General features: G+C 70.8%; 17 protein-coding genes. 4 read left to right on the top strand and 13 right to left on the bottom strand.

Features of this window, described 5'->3' with window-relative positions; translation table 11 throughout:
• Window positions 1-3: 3 nt before the first annotated feature.
• Genes ACFPLC_RS14660 through ACFPLC_RS14630 form a run of 7 tightly spaced genes read right to left on the bottom strand, consistent with a single transcriptional unit; the run spans window position 4 to window position 6,896 of the window.
• Window positions 4-759: an SDR family NAD(P)-dependent oxidoreductase gene (locus ACFPLC_RS14660; protein ID WP_378205050.1), complete on the bottom strand. Its 756-nt coding sequence runs from the start codon at window positions 757-759 to the stop codon at window positions 4-6.
• A complete protein-coding gene (locus ACFPLC_RS14655) occupies window positions 756-2,168 on the bottom strand; it encodes an aldehyde dehydrogenase family protein (RefSeq protein ID WP_378205047.1) in 1,413 nt (470 codons plus the stop codon). The genes ACFPLC_RS14660 and ACFPLC_RS14655 overlap by 4 nt, the downstream gene beginning before the upstream one ends.
• Window positions 2,161-2,934 carry an ABC transporter ATP-binding protein gene (locus tag ACFPLC_RS14650; protein ID WP_378205044.1) on the bottom strand — a complete coding sequence of 258 codons (774 nt, stop codon included), beginning with the start codon at window positions 2,932-2,934 and terminating at the stop codon, window positions 2,161-2,163. Before ACFPLC_RS14650 ends, ACFPLC_RS14655 begins: the two co-directional genes overlap by 8 nt.
• A complete protein-coding gene (locus ACFPLC_RS14645; protein ID WP_378205041.1) occupies window positions 2,931-3,662 on the bottom strand; it encodes an ABC transporter ATP-binding protein in 732 nt (243 codons plus the stop codon). Before ACFPLC_RS14645 ends, ACFPLC_RS14650 begins: the two co-directional genes overlap by 4 nt.
• Window positions 3,659-4,465 carry an ABC transporter permease gene (locus ACFPLC_RS14640; protein ID WP_191308682.1) on the bottom strand — a complete coding sequence of 269 codons (807 nt, stop codon included), beginning with the start codon at window positions 4,463-4,465 and terminating at the stop codon, window positions 3,659-3,661. Before ACFPLC_RS14640 ends, ACFPLC_RS14645 begins: the two co-directional genes overlap by 4 nt.
• Window positions 4,465-5,409, bottom strand: coding sequence for an ABC transporter permease (locus ACFPLC_RS14635; RefSeq protein ID WP_378205038.1), 945 nt, complete (start codon window positions 5,407-5,409; stop codon window positions 4,465-4,467). The genes ACFPLC_RS14640 and ACFPLC_RS14635 overlap by 1 nt, the downstream gene beginning before the upstream one ends.
• On the bottom strand, window positions 5,406-6,896 hold the full coding sequence (locus ACFPLC_RS14630; protein WP_378205035.1) for an ABC transporter substrate-binding protein: 1,491 nt from the start codon (window positions 6,894-6,896) through the stop codon (window positions 5,406-5,408). The genes ACFPLC_RS14635 and ACFPLC_RS14630 overlap by 4 nt, the downstream gene beginning before the upstream one ends.
• Window positions 6,897-6,962: 66 nt before the next feature.
• Here ACFPLC_RS14630 and ACFPLC_RS14625 point away from each other — a divergent pair, with 66 nt between their 5' ends.
• Together ACFPLC_RS14625 and ACFPLC_RS14620 are read left to right on the top strand one after the other, a co-directional pair.
• Window positions 6,963-7,709 carry a FadR/GntR family transcriptional regulator gene (locus ACFPLC_RS14625; RefSeq protein WP_378205032.1) on the top strand — a complete coding sequence of 249 codons (747 nt, stop codon included), beginning with the start codon at window positions 6,963-6,965 and terminating at the stop codon, window positions 7,707-7,709.
• 10 nt (window positions 7,710-7,719) lie between these two features.
• A complete protein-coding gene (locus tag ACFPLC_RS14620) occupies window positions 7,720-8,760 on the top strand; it encodes a patatin-like phospholipase family protein (protein WP_378205029.1) in 1,041 nt (346 codons plus the stop codon).
• Here ACFPLC_RS14620 and ACFPLC_RS14615 read toward each other — a convergent pair.
• The 6 genes from ACFPLC_RS14615 to ACFPLC_RS14590 all read right to left on the bottom strand — a co-directional run bounded on the left by ACFPLC_RS14615 (window position 8,746) and on the right by ACFPLC_RS14590 (window position 16,031).
• Entirely contained in the window at window positions 8,746-9,348 is a 603-nt protein-coding gene (locus tag ACFPLC_RS14615) for a class F sortase (protein WP_378205026.1), read from the bottom strand. The genes ACFPLC_RS14620 and ACFPLC_RS14615 overlap by 15 nt on opposite strands.
• 4 nt (window positions 9,349-9,352) lie before the next feature.
• Window positions 9,353-10,036 (bottom strand): hypothetical protein, encoded by a 684-nt coding sequence (locus ACFPLC_RS14610; RefSeq protein WP_378205023.1) that lies wholly within the window; start codon window positions 10,034-10,036, stop codon window positions 9,353-9,355.
• Between the two features lie 215 nt (window positions 10,037-10,251).
• Window positions 10,252-10,830 carry a class F sortase gene (locus ACFPLC_RS14605; RefSeq protein ID WP_378205021.1) on the bottom strand — a complete coding sequence of 193 codons (579 nt, stop codon included), beginning with the start codon at window positions 10,828-10,830 and terminating at the stop codon, window positions 10,252-10,254.
• Window positions 10,827-11,630 (bottom strand): hypothetical protein, encoded by an 804-nt coding sequence (locus ACFPLC_RS14600; protein WP_378205018.1) that lies wholly within the window; start codon window positions 11,628-11,630, stop codon window positions 10,827-10,829. The genes ACFPLC_RS14605 and ACFPLC_RS14600 overlap by 4 nt, the downstream gene beginning before the upstream one ends.
• Before the next feature lie 60 nt (window positions 11,631-11,690).
• Window positions 11,691-12,731, bottom strand: coding sequence for a trans-sulfuration enzyme family protein (locus ACFPLC_RS14595; protein WP_378205016.1), 1,041 nt, complete (start codon window positions 12,729-12,731; stop codon window positions 11,691-11,693).
• A gap of 81 nt (window positions 12,732-12,812) precedes the next feature.
• Window positions 12,813-16,031: a penicillin acylase family protein gene (locus ACFPLC_RS14590; protein WP_378205013.1), complete on the bottom strand. Its 3,219-nt coding sequence runs from the start codon at window positions 16,029-16,031 to the stop codon at window positions 12,813-12,815.
• A gap of 141 nt (window positions 16,032-16,172) precedes the next feature.
• On the opposite strand from ACFPLC_RS14590, the gene ACFPLC_RS14585 reads away from it, so the two are divergent.
• Both ACFPLC_RS14585 and ACFPLC_RS14580 read left to right on the top strand, forming a co-directional pair.
• Complete coding sequence (locus tag ACFPLC_RS14585) at window positions 16,173-16,547, top strand: FKBP-type peptidyl-prolyl cis-trans isomerase (RefSeq protein ID WP_191308661.1); 375 nt, start codon at window positions 16,173-16,175, stop codon at window positions 16,545-16,547.
• A gap of 125 nt (window positions 16,548-16,672) precedes the next feature.
• Window positions 16,673-17,404 carry a S1 family peptidase gene (locus ACFPLC_RS14580; protein ID WP_378205010.1) on the top strand — a complete coding sequence of 244 codons (732 nt, stop codon included), beginning with the start codon at window positions 16,673-16,675 and terminating at the stop codon, window positions 17,402-17,404.
• Window positions 17,405-17,456 lie beyond the last annotated feature (52 nt).

Genomic DNA, 17,456 nt, shown 5'->3' with positions numbered 1-17,456 from the left:
TCCTCACGAGGCAGGCGGGTCGAAGCGGCCGTCGACGGCGGTCCAGCCACCGTCCACCGCCAGCACAGAGCCGGTCACGAACGACGAAGCGTCCGAAGCGAGGTACACGACCGCTCCGGCGAGCTCGTCCGGACGCGCCCAGCGGCCCAACGCGCCCTTCGCCGCGTATGCGTCGTACCACTCGGGGTTCGCTTTGATCTGCGCGGTCAGCGGGGTCTCGACGACACCGGGCGCGATCGCGTTGACCCGGACCCCGGCCGGTCCGAACTCCGCGGCGGCCGTGCGGAACAGCTGGACGAGCCCGGCTTTCGTCGCCGCATACGGGCCCTGGCCGGGCTCGACGGTGGTGCCGCGGATCGACGAGAAGCCGATGATGCTGCCCCGCCCGCGCGCGACCATGCCGGCGCCGAAGACGCGGACGACCTCGAACGTCACGCCCAGGTTCAGCGCCAGGACGCGGTCGAACTCCTCGCGGGTGTAGTCGAGCAGCCGTTTGCGGACGTTCGTCGCGGCGGTCAGCACGACGACGTCGAACGGGCCGAGGTCGGCCGCGGCCCGGTCGAGGGCGCCCGGTGCGAGCAGGTCCAGTTCGTACGGCTCCCCCACCCCGGCTTCGCGCGCGGCGTCGAGGTCGCGGTCCGCGCACACCACCGAAGCGCCGTGCGCGGCCAGGGCACGCGCGGCTTCGCGGCCGATGCCGCCCGCGCCGAGGACCACGGCCCGGCGGCCGTCCAGCCGGAACAACGTCGAGTAGTTCACGGGCGCAGCACCGCCATCCTCGTCACGGTCAGCTCCTCGACGGCGAACCGCGGCCCTTCGCGGCCGATGCCGGAGTCCTTCACGCCGCCGTAGGGCATGGTGTCGGAGCGGAAGCCGGGCACCTCGTTGATCACGACGCCACCCACTTCCAGCTCGTCCAGCGCGCGGAACGCCGTCTTCAGCGACCTGCTGTACACGCTGGCGTGGAGCCCGTAGCGGGAAGCGTTCACCGCGGCGAAGGCTTCGTCCACATCGGACACCGTGCGCACGCAGACGACCGGGCCGAAGATCTCCTCGTCCCACGCCTCGACGCCGTCCGGCACGTCGAGCAGGACGGTCGGCCGCAGCACCGTGCCGTCGACACCGCCGCCGACCCGGCGGCCGCCGGACTTCTCGATCCACGCGGCGACGCGCTCGGTGGATGCCGGGTCGATCAGCGCCGACACCCGCGTCTTCTCGTCCCGTGGATCGCCGACGACGACTTCGTCCAGGCGCGCGAGCAGCCGTTCGGTGAACTCCCCGGCGACCGGGGCGACGACCAGCACCCGCTGCACCGAGATGCAGGCCTGACCGGACGCGTAGAACCCGCCGCGCAGCACGGCGTCCACGGCGGCTTCGAGATCGGCGTCTTCCGCGACCACGAGCGCCGCGTTCGAGCCCAGCTCCAGCAGGGTTTTCGTCGGCGCCGCGTCACGGGCGATGCGGTGGCCGACCGCGGCCGAGCCGGTGAACGAAACCGCGCCGATCCGGCGGTCGGTCGTCAGTGCCGCGCCGACGGCCGCGTCCCCGGTGACCAGCTGGACCAGGGCGGGCAGCGGGGCGAGCGACCGGACCAGGTGGACCAGCCACAGCGTGGCCAGCGGCGTCTGCGGCGCGGGCTTGACGATCACCGGGCACCCCGCGGCGATCGCGGGCGCGATCTTGTGCGAGGCCAGCAGCAGCGGGTAGTTGAAGCCGGCGATGCCGACGACGACGCCGATCGGCTTGCGCTTCCAAAACCCGACCAGGCCGTCACCCGAGGGCAGCAGATCGAGGGGGACGGTCTCGCCGTGCAGCCGGGAGACCTCTTCGGCGGCGGCTTCCCAGGTGACGACCGTGCGCGCGACCTCGACGCGGCAGTCGACCAGCGGCTTCCCCGTTTCCAGGACGAGCACGTGCTCGAACTCCGCCCGCCGGTCACGCAGCGCCGCCGCGACGTCGTTGAGCAGCGAACGCCGAATCCGCGAAGGCAGCGAAGCCACTTCGCGGGCGACGGCGACAGCCTCGTCGACAGCCCGACGCGCCAGTGACGGCGTCCCGACCGGCGCGGTGCCGACCACGCTCCGGTCGTAGGGGAAAACGATTTCTTCGGTATCCACAGTGGACACCCAGCCCGCGCCGATCGGCAGGCCTCCGGGATGGTCAGGCATCGTCACCTCCGCGCAGCCGGGCGAGTTCCGCGCGCAGGTTCGGCGCGGCTTCGAGGAGTTCCCGCGTGTACTCGTGCTGCGGCGCGTCGTAGACCTGCGCCACGTCGCCCAGCTCGACGATCTCGCCGCGGCGCATCACCGCCACCCGGTCGCAGACGTGCCGGACGACGCCGAGGTCGTGGGACACGAAGATCAGCGTCAGCGCGAACTGCTCCACCAGCGAGCCGAGCAGGTCGAGGATCTGGCCGCGCACGGAGACGTCGAGGGCGCTGACCGGCTCGTCGGCGATCAGCACGCTCGGGTTCGGAGCCAGTGCGCGGGCGATCGAAATCCGCTGCCGCTGGCCGCCGGAGAACTGGTGCGGGTAGCGCTGCGCGGCGTCTTCCGGCAGGCCGACCGCGGCGAGCAGCTCGGCGACGCGGCCGGGGTCCCGGTGGCCCAGCGGTTCGGAAACGATGTCCCGCACCCGCATCCGGGGGTCGAGCGAACCCATCGGGTCCTGGAAGACGATCTGCAGTTCCGAGCGCAGGAAGCCGAGGCGGCGTTCCGGCAGGTTGTCGATGCGCTTGCCCTGGAACGAGACCGTGCCCGCGGTCGGCTTGTCTAGGGCGGCCAGCAGCCGGACCAGGGTGGACTTGCCGGAACCGGACTCGCCGACGATCCCGAACCGCTGTCCCGCTTCGACGTCGAAGCTGACCCCGCGCAGCGCGTGCACGTCCCGGCGGGCGTACCGGCGTTCGAGGTCGCGGACTTCGATGATGCTCATCGCCGAGCCTCCAGGTCCGAAGCGGCCAGGAGCTTGCGCGTGTACTCGTGCTTCGGCTGCGTCAGCACTTCGCGCGTCGAGCCGGCTTCGACGATCTCGCCGTCCAGCATCACCAGCACGCGTTCACACACCGACGCCACCACCGCCAGGTCGTGCGTGATGAAGAGGAGGGCACTTTCCCGTGAAAGTGCCCTCTTGATGAGGGTGAGGATCTGGGCCTGCACGGTGACGTCGAGGGCGGTCGTCGGCTCGTCGCAGATCAGCAGCGACGGCTCGTTGGCCAGGGCCATCGCGAGCACGACCCGCTGCCGCTGCCCGCCGGACAGCTGGTGCGGGTACGCGCGGGCGGTGCCCGGCAGGCCGACCGCGGCCAGCAGGTCCTCGGCGCGGTGCCGGCGGCCGTGGAGACGGCCGGGCTCGGTGACCTGGCGGCCGACGCGCATGGCCGGGTTCAACGCCGTCATCGGCTCCTGGAACACCATGGCCAGCTCGTCGCCGCGCAACCGCGAAAGGTCCTTTTCGGACATTCCCAGCAGCTCGCGGTCGTGCAGGCGCACCGAACCGGACGCGGGCAGCTCCTCCGGCAGCAGGCCCATGATCGCCAGCGCCGTCAGCGACTTCCCGGACCCGGACTCGCCGATCAAGCCGACGCGCTCGCCGGCGCCGATCTCGAACGACACGTCCCGGACCAGGTCGCCGACCCGGAGCCCGGTCACCGAGAGCGTCATACGCGGGCCGCCAATCGGGGGTCGAGGCGGTCGCGCAGGCCGTCGCCGAGGAGGTTGAAGCCGAGCACGGCGACGGCGATCGCGATGCCGGGCACCAGCGCCAGCCGCGGCTGCACGGTCAGCAGTTCCTGGGATTCCTGCAGCATCCGGCCCCACGACGGCGTCGGCGGCCGCGTGCCGAACCCGAGGAACGACAGCGCCGCCTCGGCGAGCACGGCGATCGCGAACGACACCGACGCCTGCACGATCAGCAGGCCGGAGATGTTCGGCAGCACGTGCCGCAAGGCGATGTTCAGCCGCGACCGGCCGCCCGCGCGGGCGGCCAGCACGAACTCGGTGCTCATCACCTGCAGCGTCCCGGACCGGGCGATCCGCGCGAACGACGGGATGGTGGCGATGCCGATGGCGACCATCGCGGTCAGCGTGTCCGCCCCGAACACCGCGCCGAACATGATGGCCAGCAGCAGCGCGGGGAACGCCAGCACGAGGTCGTTGACCCGCATGACGAACTCGCCGAGCCACCGCGGCGACATCCCGGCCAGGATGCCCAGGGGCGTGCCGATCACCGCGGCGATCCCGACCGCGACGACCCCGACGTACAACGTCGTGCGCGCGCCGACCATGAGCTGGCTCAGCAGGTCGCGGCCGAACTTGTCGGTACCGAACCAGTGAGAGCCGGTGAAGCCGAGCAGCCGGTGGGTCGCGTCGACCTTCACCGGGTCGAACGGCGTCCACGCGAACGACAGCAGCGCGGCCAGCACGACCAGGCCGACGAGCACCGCGCCCAGCACCAGATTGCGCATCACGAACCTCGCAATCGCGGGTCGAGCACGGTGTAGAGGACGTCGACGACGAAGTTGACCAGCAGCACGCCGACCACCAGCACCAGGACGATTCCCTGCACGGTCAGCAGGTCACGCGCGGACACGGCGTCGAGCAGCATCGAACCCAGGCCGGGCAGCACGAACACGCGCTCGACGACGACCGCGCCGATCAGCAGGGTCGCCAGCTGCAGGCCGAGCACGGTCACCACGGGCACCGACGCGTTGCGCAGGCCGTGCCGCACCAGCGCCTGTCCCGGCCGCAGCCCCTTCGACCGCGCGGTGCGCAGGTAGTCCTGGCCGAGCGTGTCCAGCACGGCCGAACGCACGTACCGCGTGAGCACCGCGCCCTGCACCAGGCCGAGCGACAACGCCGGGAGGACCAGCCCGCGGAAGAACTCGCCGAAGTCCTGGTTCGGGGGTGTCCACCCGCCCGAGGGCAGCCAGCGCAGCTGCACGGCGAAGATCTGCACCAGGATGATCCCGGCCAGGAACGCGGGGATCGCGACGCCGATCTGCGACAGGCCCGAGACGCTCGCCCCCGACGCCTTCCGGTGCTTGACCGCCGCGAACGTCCCGGCCGGCACGGCGATCACCAGTGCCACCAGCATGCCCGCGCCGACCAGCCACAGCGTCACGCCGAGGCGGTCGAGCAGCTGCGGGCCGATCGCGTCCCGCGTCACGTAGGAGCGGCCGAAGTCGCCGTGCAGCACGCCGCCGATCCAGTCGAGGTACTGCGTGAGGAGCGGTCGGTCGATGCCGAACTCCGCGCGGGTCTTGGCGAGCAGCTCCGGTGTCGCGTTGACGCCGAGCGCGACCTGCGCCGGGTCACCCGGGAGCACGGCCATGAAGAGGAACACGATGATCGACGCGGCCAGCACGCTGGCCACGAAGATCGCCACCCGGCGCAGCACCTTGGCGGTCATCGCGGCGCCAGCCCGGTGAGGTCGAAGGACTCGCTGACCTGGTTCCGGACGAACCCGCCGACCTTCGTCTTCGCGACGATCACGTTGGGAAACAGGAACAGCCAGTCCGCGGCCGCGTCGGCGTTCAGCTGCCGGGCCACCTGCTTCATGTCCGCGATCTGCTGCTCCGGCGTCCCGCTGTCGGCCTCGGCGAGCAGCTGCTGGACGCGCTGGCTGTCGTAGCCCCAGTAGTACTTCGGCTTCCCGAACGTCGTGATGTCCCGGGCTTCGACGTGCTGGATGATCGACAGGTCGTAGTCGTGGTCGGTGAAGACCTGCTTGAGCCACACCGCCGGGAAGTCGAGCGGCTCGATCGTGGTCCGCACGCCGACGTCGGCGAGCTGCGACTGCACGACCTGCGCGGCCGACACCGCGTACGGCAGGTTCGGGATCCGCAGCCGCAGGCTCAGGTTCGCCGCCCCGGCCTCGGTCAGGAGTGCCTTCGCTTTCGCGGGATCGAACGGGTGGACGTTCGACAGGTCTTCGTACCACGGGTCGGTCGGCGGGACCATGCTGCCGATGAGCGTGCCGCGGCCCGCCCACGCCGTGTCCAGCAACGCCTTCCGGTCGATCGCGTACGTCAGGGCCTGGCGCACGCGGACGTCGTCGAGCGGCGGCCGCGCGTTGTTCATGGCGAGGGTGACTTCGGAGTTCGTCGTGCCCTGGACGACCTGGAACCGGTCGTCGGCCTGGAACTGCGGGATCGAGTCGGGCGCGGTGATCGCGGAGATGACGTCGATGCCGTTGCTGAACAAGCTGTTGTTCAGCGCGGTCGGGTCCTTGATGTACTTGAGAACCACCGTGCCGTACGCCGGTTTCCGGCCCCAGTACGCGGGATTCGCCTTCAGCACCACGGAGTCGCCGCGCTTGCGCGCCGCCACGGCGTACGGCCCGGTGCCGACCGGCTTGTTCGCGAGATCGGCGACACCGGTGGGGCTGAACATCGCGCCGAGGCGGCTGGTGAGGCTGAACAGCCAGCCGTTGGACGGCTTCGACAGCACGACCCGCGCGTGGTCCGGCGCGACGGCGTCGACGTGGTCGATGACGTCCATGTTCGCCTTGATCGAGATCGTCCAGTCGGTCTTCACGCGCATGAGGGAGAACTTGACGTCCTCCGCGGTGAAGGGGGCGCCGTTGCTGAACTTGACGCCCTGCCGCAGCTGGAAGTCGTAGGTCTTCCGGTCCGTGCTGACGGTCCACGACTTCGCGAGCAGCGGCACGACCTTGCCCTGGGCGTCGAGCTTCACCAGGCCTTCGTAGACGTTGTAGAGCAGGGCCTGCGGGATGGCGGCGCCGTCGGTGCGGGTGAAGTCGAAGTTCGCCGGCTCCGCCGTGAAGCCGACGGAAAGCGTGTCCGGGCCAGCGGAAACGCTGGCGGACGAGCCGGCCGAGCAGCCGGACACCACGAGCAGCAGCACCGCTGCCAGCACGTGAAGTCGGGCTTTCATCCAGCCTCCCCATCGGTACACTGGTCTGACCAGTAGCCTGCACCGAGCGGACGGCGAGGTCAAGCGATGCGGTTCGAACCGGTGGCTCCGGTCCGCGCGTACGAGCGGGTCGTCGAGCAGATCGAGCAGGCCGTGATCAGCGGCGACCTCAAGCCGGGCGAACGCCTGCCGAGCGAGCGCGAGCTGATGACGCAGTTCGGCGTCGGCCGGTCGACGATCCGGGAAGCGCTTCGCGTGCTGCAGGCCGCCGAGATGATCCGGTCGCGGCCCGGGGACCCGCGCGGGCCGGAGGTGCTGGCCGCCTCGCCCGCCGCGTTGCACCGCTCGATGCACCGGCTCGCCCGCGCCGACCACGTCGGGCTCGCCGAACTGCTGCAGTTCCGGATGATCCTCGACGGCTCGGCGCACCTGCTCGCGGCCGAACTCCGGACCGAAGCCGACCTGACCGGCCTCGACGCGGCCCTGGAGTCGATGCGCGAAGGCGTCTCGCGCGGATATGCCGAGTTCAGCCGCGCCGACGTCGCCTTCCACGAGGTGATCGCCCGCATCTCCCGTAATCCCCTGCTGGTGATCAGCGAGGAAGTCGTGCGCGGGGTCGTGCTGGAGCTGATCGAGGACAAGCTCGAGCACGCCAGCAACCGGACGTCGCTGATGCGCGCCTGGCTCGCCCACCACGCCGAGGTGCTCGACGCGATCCGCGCGGAAGACGGTACGGCCGCGGCACACCTGGCCAAACAGGCGTTGTACGACAACTACGCCGAATACGTCCCCGCCGGGCAACGGACTCTGCTCATGCCCTTGCTGCAGTCCTAAACTCGCCCACGTGGACTCGGCGAAACGGGACGGCGTCGGCCTCGCGCTCTCGGGCGGCGGCTACCGCGCAATGCTCTTCCACGCCGGCGCGCTCTGGCGGCTCAACGAGCTCGGCTGGCTGCCGAAGCTGACCACCGTCTCCAGCGTCTCCGGCGGTTCGATCGCCGCGGGCGTGCTGGCGCACGCGTGGAACAAGCTGTGGTTCGGCGCCGACGGCGTCGCGGAGAACTTCGGCAAGGAAGTCGTGCAGCCGATCCGGCGGCTGGCCCGCACGAACCTCGACGTCCCGGTCACGCTCAAGGCGATGGTGATGCCGTGGCGCAGCGCCGGGGAGGAACTCGCGCGCCGCTACGCGAAGCACCTCTTCGGCGACTGCTGCCTCGCGGACCTCGACCCGGCCGGCCCGAACTTCGTGTTCACCGCGACCAGCCTGCAGGACGGCTCGCTGTGGTGGTTCTTCCGGCAGCCGGGCCCGCACGGGCAGATCCCGCTGGCCACCGCGGTCGCCGCGTCCTCGGCGTTCCCGCCGATGCTCTCCCCGGTCGTGATCCCCGATCCGCACCAGCCCGGCCGCAAGATCGTGCTCAGCGACGCGGGCGTGTACGACAACCTCGGTCTCGACCCGATCGAGAACCAGCGGGCGACCGTCCTGGTCAGCGACGCGGGCAAGAAGATGAAGCACGAGAGCAAGCCGAAGCACAACTGGCCGATGCAGCTGCTGCGCGTGCTGACCGTGATGGACAACCAGGTCCGCGAGCTGCGCACCGGCTCGCTGCTCAAGTCCTATGAGGACAAGGTGTACGCCGGGACGTACTGGGCGACCTACAGCAACATCGAGAACTTCGAACTGCCGGACGCGCTGCCGGCGCCGGTCGAGCAAACCCGGCGGCTGGCCGAAACGAAGACCCGGCTGACCAGGTTGCCCGAGAAGGTGCAGGACAACCTGATCAACTGGGGTTACGCCGTCTGCGACGCGGGCATGCGCCGCTGGGTGTGCCCGGGCACCGAGCTGAAGCCGGAGTTCCCGTACCCCGGCTCAGGCGTCGGCTAGGTTCGCGTACACGACGACGTTGTCCTTGTAGCTGTGCTCGGCGTGGTCGAACGCGCCACCGCAGGTGATCAGCCGCAGCTGTGGCTTGTCGCTGTTGCCGTACACCGCGTCACGCGGGAACGTCTCCTTGGGCACCTGGTCCACGTGGTCGACGACGAACTTCAGCTTCTTGCCGTCGCTGCGTTCGACGTCCACCTCGTCGCCCTTCACCAGCTCCTTCAGCTTGAAGAAGATTCCGGGCTTCTTGTCGCCGTCGACGTGCCCGAGCACGACCGCGGGACCGGTCTCGCCGGGCACCGGTGACATCTTGTACCAGGCCGCCTGCATCGGCGTGTGCACCGACGGGACCGAGATCCCGCCGTCGGCCTTCGGCAGCACCGAAACCAGCGACGACTGCGCGCCGATCTTCGGGATGTTCAGCTGCGTCGGGCGCAGGCCGGCGAACGGCTTGGTCACCGGCGGCACGGACGGCGCCGATGACGACGGGGCTGCCGGCTGCGGGCCGGGAGTCCCGCAGGCGGCCAGGGCGAAGGACAGCGCCAGGGCGGCCGCGAGGACGCGGCCGCCGTGGCGGAACTGCTGGGTCATGCGGTCAGGACCGGGCCGTCGCGCCGCCGCCGGTCTCGACACCGCCGGCCTTCGGGGTCACCTTGACCTGGCCGCCGACGGTGGCCGAGCCGCCGCCGTGGCCGACCGGGCGGGTCACCGGCTTGCCCTCGCAGGACCAGGAGACCGTGGTGTCGTCGGTCAGGTGCTTGCCCTCGTTCAGCTGGATGTCGAAGCCCCAGTAGCGGCCGTCCGCACCGTCCTGGAACGGGCCGGCGGCCACGGAGAAGTCGTTGGAGACGACGTTCTTCGGCTCGCCCACCGCGCAGGCGATGACCAGCACGCCGAGGCCGCCGTCGAACTCCCACGCGTACGCGACGTCGTCGACGTAGTCGTCGCCGTGCGGGAACGGGTCGGTCGGCTCGGTGGTCGGCTCGGTGGTCGGCGTCGTGGGCTTGGTCGGCTTGCCCGAAGTGGGCGTGCCGGTGCCGGTCGACGTCGGCGGCTGCGACGTCGGCGGCTCCGAGGTCGGCTGCTGCGAGGTGGGCTGTTCCGAGGTCGGGACCGGAGTGCTGGTGGGCAGCCCGGTCGACGGCGGCGCCTCGCTGGTGGGCGCGGCTTCGGTCGTGCCGGCCGGTGCCTCCTGCGCGAACGCGGCGGGCGAAACGGTCAGCGTGAGCAGGGCCCCCGCGAGCACAGCGCCCGCGAGACGGCCCAGGGTCTTCTTCAAAGTGACTCCCCGGGAAGGAAAACGCGCAATGACCCCCACTACGCGCGCCGCCCGGTGCCGAACGCACAAGATCGGGCGACCCGGACATCCTGCCCCAGTACTGGTATAGACCGGAACCGATTTGAACGTGAAGAAAACCACTGCGGAAACCGGTAACGTCCGGGCCCAGCGGAATCCACATCGGACAATGCCGCCGACAGCGCTTTCGGGGTGGATCAGCCGGCCAGGGTCGCGTAAACGACGATGTTGTCCTGATAGCTGTGCTCGGCGTGGTCGAACGCGCCACCGCAGGTGATCAGGCGCAGTTCCGGTTTGTCGCTGTTGCCGTAGACGGCGTCGCGCGGGAACGTCTCCTTCGGGACCTGGGTGACCCGGTCGACGACGAACTTGAGCTTCTTGCCGTCGCTGCGGTCGACGTCGACCTCGTCGCCGGGCGCCAAGTCCTTGAGCTTGAAGAAGATGCCCGGCTTCTTGTCGCCGTCGACGTGCCCGAGCACGATTGCCGGGCCGACGTCACCGGGTACCGGCGAGAGCTTGTACCAGGCCGCCTGCATCGGCGTGTGCACCGACGGGACGGAGATCGACCCGTCGGGTTTCACCGCGACGGCCAATAGGCTCGACTCCGCGCCGATCTTCGGGATCTTCACCGACGTCGGGCGCAGTCCCTTGAACGGCACGGTCACCGGCACCGAGGAGGGAACCGGCGCCGGCGCCGCTTTCGGCTGCTCCGGGGTACTGCACGCACCCAACGTCAGGACGAGGGCGAGGGCCGCCCCCGCCCGCCGGGCGGTCACCGGGCGGTGCCGCCGAAGCCGGTCTCGACGCCGCCCTTGGGGGCGACCTTGACCTGGGCCTTCGGTGCGGCGTTGCCGGCGGGCGTGGCGCTGGTCGTCGTGGAGCCCGGCGTGGTGCTCGACGCCGGGGCACCGGACGACGGCGTGGCCGTGCTCGTCGCCGTGGTGGTGCTCGTCGCCGTACTCGTCGCGGTCGCCGTCACGGTGACGGTCGAGGTCGGCGGCTGCTGCTTCTGCTCGAACTCCACGGTGCCGTTGCCCTCGACCCCGCCGCAGGTCCAGCTGAACTTCGCGGTGGTGGTGCCCGCCGGGGCGTCCACGACGCGCACGGAGTAGTTCCACAGGCGGCCGTCGGCCTCGTCCTGGTCCGGACCGCCGGTGACGCTCAGGTACTGGGTCGCGACTTCGCCCGGCCGTCCGGCTGCGCAGGCGATGACCAGGACCCCCTCGCCGCCGAGCCCGACGAAGCCGTGCCCGACGTTGTCCTGGTAGTCGTCCTTCGGCGCTTCCTCGACGGGCTTGTCCGGCGCGGCCTCGGTCCGGGGCACGATCCGCCGTTCGGTGGTCTTGACATCACTCTTCGTGCTCGACGACGGCGTGGTGGCCGGGGTGACCGAAGTGGCCGGAGGCGTGGTCGTGCTCGTCGGGCTGCTCGAGGTCGGGGACTCCGAAGTGGACGTCGGCGTTTCGGTCGCTGACGTGCTGGTTTCCGTCTGCGCCAGCGCGGCGGGCGCGGCGGCGAAGGTGGCGAGCGCACCCGCGAAAACGACTCCGGCGACCCGGCTCAGCGTTCTGCCCACGATGCACTCCCAACACGTTGACCTGCGATGTTGCGAGTATCGACGGTTCGGGTGCCCGCGTTACTCCGTCAGGGCGAACGTCAAGTCGTCCCACAGGTCCTCGGGGTCCTCCAGGCCGACGCTGAACCGGATCAGCCCGGGCGGGACGCGCTCCTCGCCCGCCAGCCACGCCCGCCGCTCGACCAGGCTCTCGACGCCGCCGAGGCTGGTCGCCGCCCGGATCAGCCGGACCGACGCGCAGAAGCGGTCGGCCGTCTCGGCGTCGGCGAGGTCGAAGGAGACCATCATCCCGAAGCCCGGGTAGCGCACCCGGCGCACCGCGGGGTGCTCGCCGAGCCGCTCCGCCAGCAGCGCGGCGGTGCGGGACTGCTCCGCGAGCCGGACGGGCATGGTCCGCAGCCCCCGCAGCGCGAGCCAGGCTTCGAGGGCGCCCGGCGTCGACCCGACCCGCGTCCGCGCGCCCTTGAGCTCCGCCGCGACGGCCGGGTCCTTGGACACGGTGATGCCCAGCAGCAGGTCGCTGTGGCCGCCGATGAGCTTGGTCGCGCTGTGCACGACGACGTCCGCGCCCAGCTCGAGCGGCCGCTGCTGCAGCGGCGTCGCGAAGGTGTTGTCGACGACGACCCGGCCGCGCGCGGCGGCGGCGATCGTCTCGATGTCCATCAGGTCGAGGGTCGGGTTGGTCGGCGACTCCAGCCAGACCAGGTCGGACGTCGCGGCCTCGGCGACCCAGGCGTCGGTGTCGGTCGGGTCCAGCTCGGTGACGGCCAGCTTGCCGAGCTTCTGCGCGTGGGCCAGCACCCCGCGCGTGACGGCGTAGCTGAACGTCGGGACGGCGACCCGCGACCCGACCGGCAGCAGATCCAGCACCGCGGAGAGGGTGGCGACGCCCGACGCGAACGCCGTCGCCTCGCCGCCCTCCAGCGCGCCGACGGCTTCCTCGAGCGCGTGCCAGGTCGGCGTCCCGTCGCCGCGGGCGTACACGAAGTCGCCACCGGCCTGGTAGGTGCTGGTGGCGACGAGCGGCGTGTTCAGCGGCTCACCGGGACCGTGCGGCCGGCCGGCGGCGATGGCCTTGGTGCGAGGCGTCCAGTCGTCCATGCGCCTCACGGTACGCACCCCCTCGTGAGTGGTAAGGCGGGTTCTAACCCGCCTTACCACTCACGACCCGCGGGAGGGGGGTCAGTGGGCGTACACCTCGAACTCGTACAGCGAGTAGCCGTACTTCGTCCCGCGCTGGACGCCCTGCATCTTCACGAACCGGGCCGTCGTCGTGGCGAACGCGATGTTGTCCTGGCCGCCGTCGCCGTCGGTGACCACCGCTGCGTCCGTCCAGTGGACCGCGTCCGGCGAGAGCTGGATCCGGTAGCTCTTGCCGTAGGCGGACTCCCAGTTCAGCAGCACCCGCGAGACCTGCTGGACCGAGCCGAGGTCGACGGTGATCGCCTGGTCGTCGCTCCAGTCGCTGGCCCAGCGGGTCGAGGCGTTCCCGTCGATCGCGTTCGACGCCGGCGAGTTGTAGAAGCCGGTCTCGGCGCTCGTGGCGCTGACCGTCTTCGTCGCCGCCAGGTTGGCGATGTTGTCGCCGCGGTGCGCCGCGTACTCGACGACCTGCTGGAACGTCGGCCGGTTCTGCCAGCTGATCTTGTCCTGCGTGATGCCGCCGAGCGGGTTGTGGATGATCGAGTCGGCGCACCACTGGTCGCCGGCCGAGCAGTTCGCGTCACCGGGGTAGACGGTGTTCGCGGACTGGCCGGCGGCCGTGGTCAGCGAGTCGACGAGCGCCTGACGGCAGGCCGTGACGTCGCCGCCGCCGCAGAACGTCTGCGCGAGCGGGCCCGCCACCGGCTGGCCGAGCACCTGCCGGATGTCCTTGCTGACGTAACCCCACCAGCCGTACTGGAACGAGGAGCCCTTGTGGGGCTGGCCGGTGTGCCGGCCGTTGCCGTTCTGCCAGCCGGACGGGCTTTCGTTGATGCCGAGCACGCTCGTCATGGCGTTGTAGGCGGCGTCACCCATGCCCGGCTTGAACTCGGCCTGGACCAGCAGCGGCCACCAGGCGTCGAAGATGCGGATCGCGTCGGCGTCGGCGTAGGTCTTGCTGCCTGCCGACGTCTCCTTGCGCAGGTGGCCGTTCGCGAGCCACGTCTTGAGCTTCGCCTCGGCGTCCGCCGCCGCGCCGGTGGTCGGCGTCTTGTCGAGCACCTGCAGCAGCAGCGGCAGGACGCGCTCGGCCCGCAGGTCGGCCAGCGCGGCGTCCGCCATCGCCTGGGTCAGGTTGACCCGGGTGACCTTGGTGCCGCTGGAGATCAGCTGCTTGACCCGGGAGTCGAGCAGGTCGACGCGGTGCACGGCGGACTTGTCCGCACCCGCCGCGGCGTAGCCGTTGGCCTGGGCGTTGTTCCAGCTGACGTAGTAGTCCTGGTTGATCGACTGCGGGTGCTGCGACGCCGGCGTGTAGGTCGCGAGGTTGCCCGCCGGGTTCCAGCCCTGCCAGTCGTGGCCCTGGTCGCCCCACACCGGCATGTTCGGGTCCACATCGGACTGCCGGGCCGGGTTGGCGCCGGAGTTGAAGTACGCGATGTCCTTCGAGTCGGCGTAGAACCAGTTGAACGTGAAGTTGATGTCGGACGCGGCCTTCTGGAAGTCGGCCGCGGACTTGATGAAGGTCGGGTCGTTCAGCTCCTGGAAGCCGATGAGCGAGTCGACCTCGTGGAAGTAGGACGAGCGCAGCGCCGCGTACGCCACCGGCTTGCCGCCGACGGTCGCCCGGCTCTGCACCGGCCCGTACTTGGTCCGGTAGCTGCGCAGGGTGTACGAACCGGCCGCGGTCCCGTCGGCCACCGTCGGCTTCCAGGCGTTCTTGACCTCCACGGTCTCCATCGGGACGCACTTGCCCTGGTAGGTGTAGTAGTTCGAGTCCTTCGTCGGCGTGCCGCCGTTCGGGTCGCACAGCTGCAGCGCGTAGGTGTCGATGATGTCCTGCGCCGACGTCGTCGCGCTCCACGAGTAGTCCTGGCCGCGGCCGAGCAGCGTGTACATGCTCAGCCCGGCGAAGGCCGCGCCGCGCGAGCTGATGCCCGGGCCCTGCAGTTCCTGCAACAGCAGCAGCTGCGGGGCGAAGTAGCCGGTCTGCGGGCCGAACACGGCGACCGGGTGGCCGCTGGCGGTCTTCGCGCCGGAGACGAGCAGCGCGTTGGACATGCCGTGCTTCTCGCTCAGCATGTTCGCCGGCAGCACGCCGTTCTCGAACATCCCGCGGGCGGGCTCCTGCTCGGCGGGCGCGGCGACGTCCACAGTGGACGGCGTCGCGGTGGCGGCCGAGCCGGTCTGGTCGAACACCAGCGGCTGCTGCGTCACCGAGTTCTTGTCCGGCATGGCCCGGCCGGTGGCGTTGGCCGGCGTCTTGCCGTACGGGAAGGTCTGGCCGTCGTGCAGCGTCTTGACCGCTTCCGGGTCGTCCTCCGAGCGCAGGCTCTGCCACACCTTCTCGCCCTGCACGACGCCGTACTTCTCCTGCAGCGCGAGCTTCGCGATGGCGTTCTGGACCTCGCCGCCGCCGCCCGCGCCGAACTCGGCGCCGATCAGCGAGGCCAGCGCGACCAGGTCGGTCAGCTTGAACGGGTCGATCGACCCGGCGTTGGTGATCGAGTCGACGTGCCCGGTCAGCACGTACTCGCCCGGGAAGTACCGGCCGTTGTAGGAGTCGGAGATGTACTTGTTGATGCCGTCGACGTAGGCCTGCGCGTCGGCGAGCCCCTGCGCGCCGCGCGGTCCGCTGGCCGCCGTCCGGTCGATCTGCTGCTGCAGCTCGGCTTCGGTGTACGGCGCGATCGCGAAGAACTGCTGCTCGAGTTCGCGGTTGGCCTGGGCGCCACCGGCGAACGAGGTGACCTGGCCGCGGGCGGCGTGCCGCAGCACGTCCATCAGCCACAGCCGGTCCTGCGCGGCCGCGTACCCGGCGCCGAACTCGGTGCCGGCGCGGGTGGTCCCGGTGATGTGCGGGACGCCGAGGGCCTTGTCCCGCACGATGGTGACGTCGGCCCGCGGCTTCGTCGTGCTCGCCACCTGGTCGGCCGGGACGCCGAACGAGGAGTCGTTGAAGTACTGGTTGATCGCGCTCGTGGTCAGCGTCTTGTACCCGTTGGCCAGCGAGGAGTACTTCCCGAGCTGGTCGGCCGAGTGCGCCGGGCGGGTGCCGAGCAGCTTGTGCGCCAGGATCTCGGCGAGGGTGGCGCTGCCCTGTTCACCGGGCGGGAGGATGTCGCTGCACTGCCCCCCGCAGTAGTCGTCGGGCGACACGGCCGCCTGGGCGGCCGGCGCGGTGACGGCGACCTGGGTCAGCCCGGCCACGAGGGCCCCCAGTGCCGTAACGGTCAGGGCGCGGATGCGGCGTCGCATGCCGGGCTCCCCTCAGTCCAGAAAAGTGACGTAGCGCACGCTACCCAGCAGTAGCAGAAGTGTGAAGACTTTTCGCGTTTCTCCCCTCTTTGGGCGTAGTCCGATCGGCGCAGCCTGCCACGGATGGGTACGGTGAGGCCCATGACCTTGGAAAAGCCCCTCATCGACCGCCCGGACGGACCCGCTCCGGCCGAACTCGAGATCACCGACCTCACTGTCGGTGACGGCGCGGAGGCCACGGCGGGCAAGACCGTCACCGTGCACTACGTCGGTGTCGCCCACTCGACCGGCGAAGAGTTCGACGCGTCCTGGAACCGCGGCGAGCCGCTGCGCTTCGGCCTCGGCGCCGGCCAGGTCATCTCCGGCTGGGACCAGGGTGTCGCGGGGATGAAGATCGGCGGCCGCCGCAAGCTGGTGATCCCGCCGCACCTGGCCTACGGCGACCGCGGCGCGGGCGGCGTGATCAAGCCGGGCGAGACGCTCATCTTCGTCGTCGACCTGGTCGGCGTGAACTGACACACTCCCGGTCGCGGCCGGGCGTCACCCGATGGTCCACCGGGTGACGCCCGGCCAGGGAATTCCCCGCCCGCGGCGGCGGCCCTAACGTCGAACGTCGACCACCGACTCGACGAAGGGGAAGAATGCGCCTGCGCGCCCTGCTCGCCGCTGCCGTCTTGACCGTCTCCACCGCTCCCGCCGCCTGGGCCGTCGCCCACGGCTCCGACGTCCCGCCGGGCCAGTACGGGTTCGTCGCGAAGCTCGCGATGACGAAGATCCCGCGCCCGGACGGCTCGACGTACAGCAGCTACTGCACGGGCGCGCTCGTCGCGCCCGCCTGGGTCCTGACCACCGGCCACTGCTTCCACGACGCCCACCGCGACCGGGTCTCGGGCAAGGTCCCGTACCCGACGACGGTGACCCTGGGCATGACCGACGAGGAGACGGAGTCGGGCATCGCCCGCAAGGCGACCGAGGTCCTCCAGGCGAAGGAGAACGACGTCGCCCTGATCCGCCTCGACTCCCCGGTGACCGCGGTGACGCCACTGGCGGTGAGCCGCGCGGTCCCTAAGGTCGGCCAGCAGCTGACTCTGGCGGGCTGGGGCAGCCTGACGAGCGCGAACCCCAAGCCGGCCACCCGCCTCCAGCAGGGAACGGTGGCGATCGCGAAGGTCGATCCGACCACGCTGGGGGTCCGCGGCGCGGCCCCGGAGATCACGACGAGCGCGTGCACCTACGACTCGGGAGCCCCGTACTTCTCGGGCGACGAGCTCGTTTCGCTGGAGGCGACGGGACCGGACTGCCCCCACGCGGGCGTCGAAACCACGAGCCGCACGGACGTGATCGCGGACTGGATCACCACCCACACGGCCTAACTTCGCCCAGGGCGAACATCCACCGGACCACGCTGGAAGGTGACGAAAGGCA

It is taken from the genome of Amycolatopsis plumensis (assembly GCF_042652605.1).
GTDB classification, from domain to species: Bacteria; Actinomycetota; Actinomycetes; order Mycobacteriales; family Pseudonocardiaceae; genus Amycolatopsis; species Amycolatopsis plumensis.
Note: the sequence above shows the minus strand (reverse complement) of the source record. Positions and strands in the feature narration are given on the sequence as shown.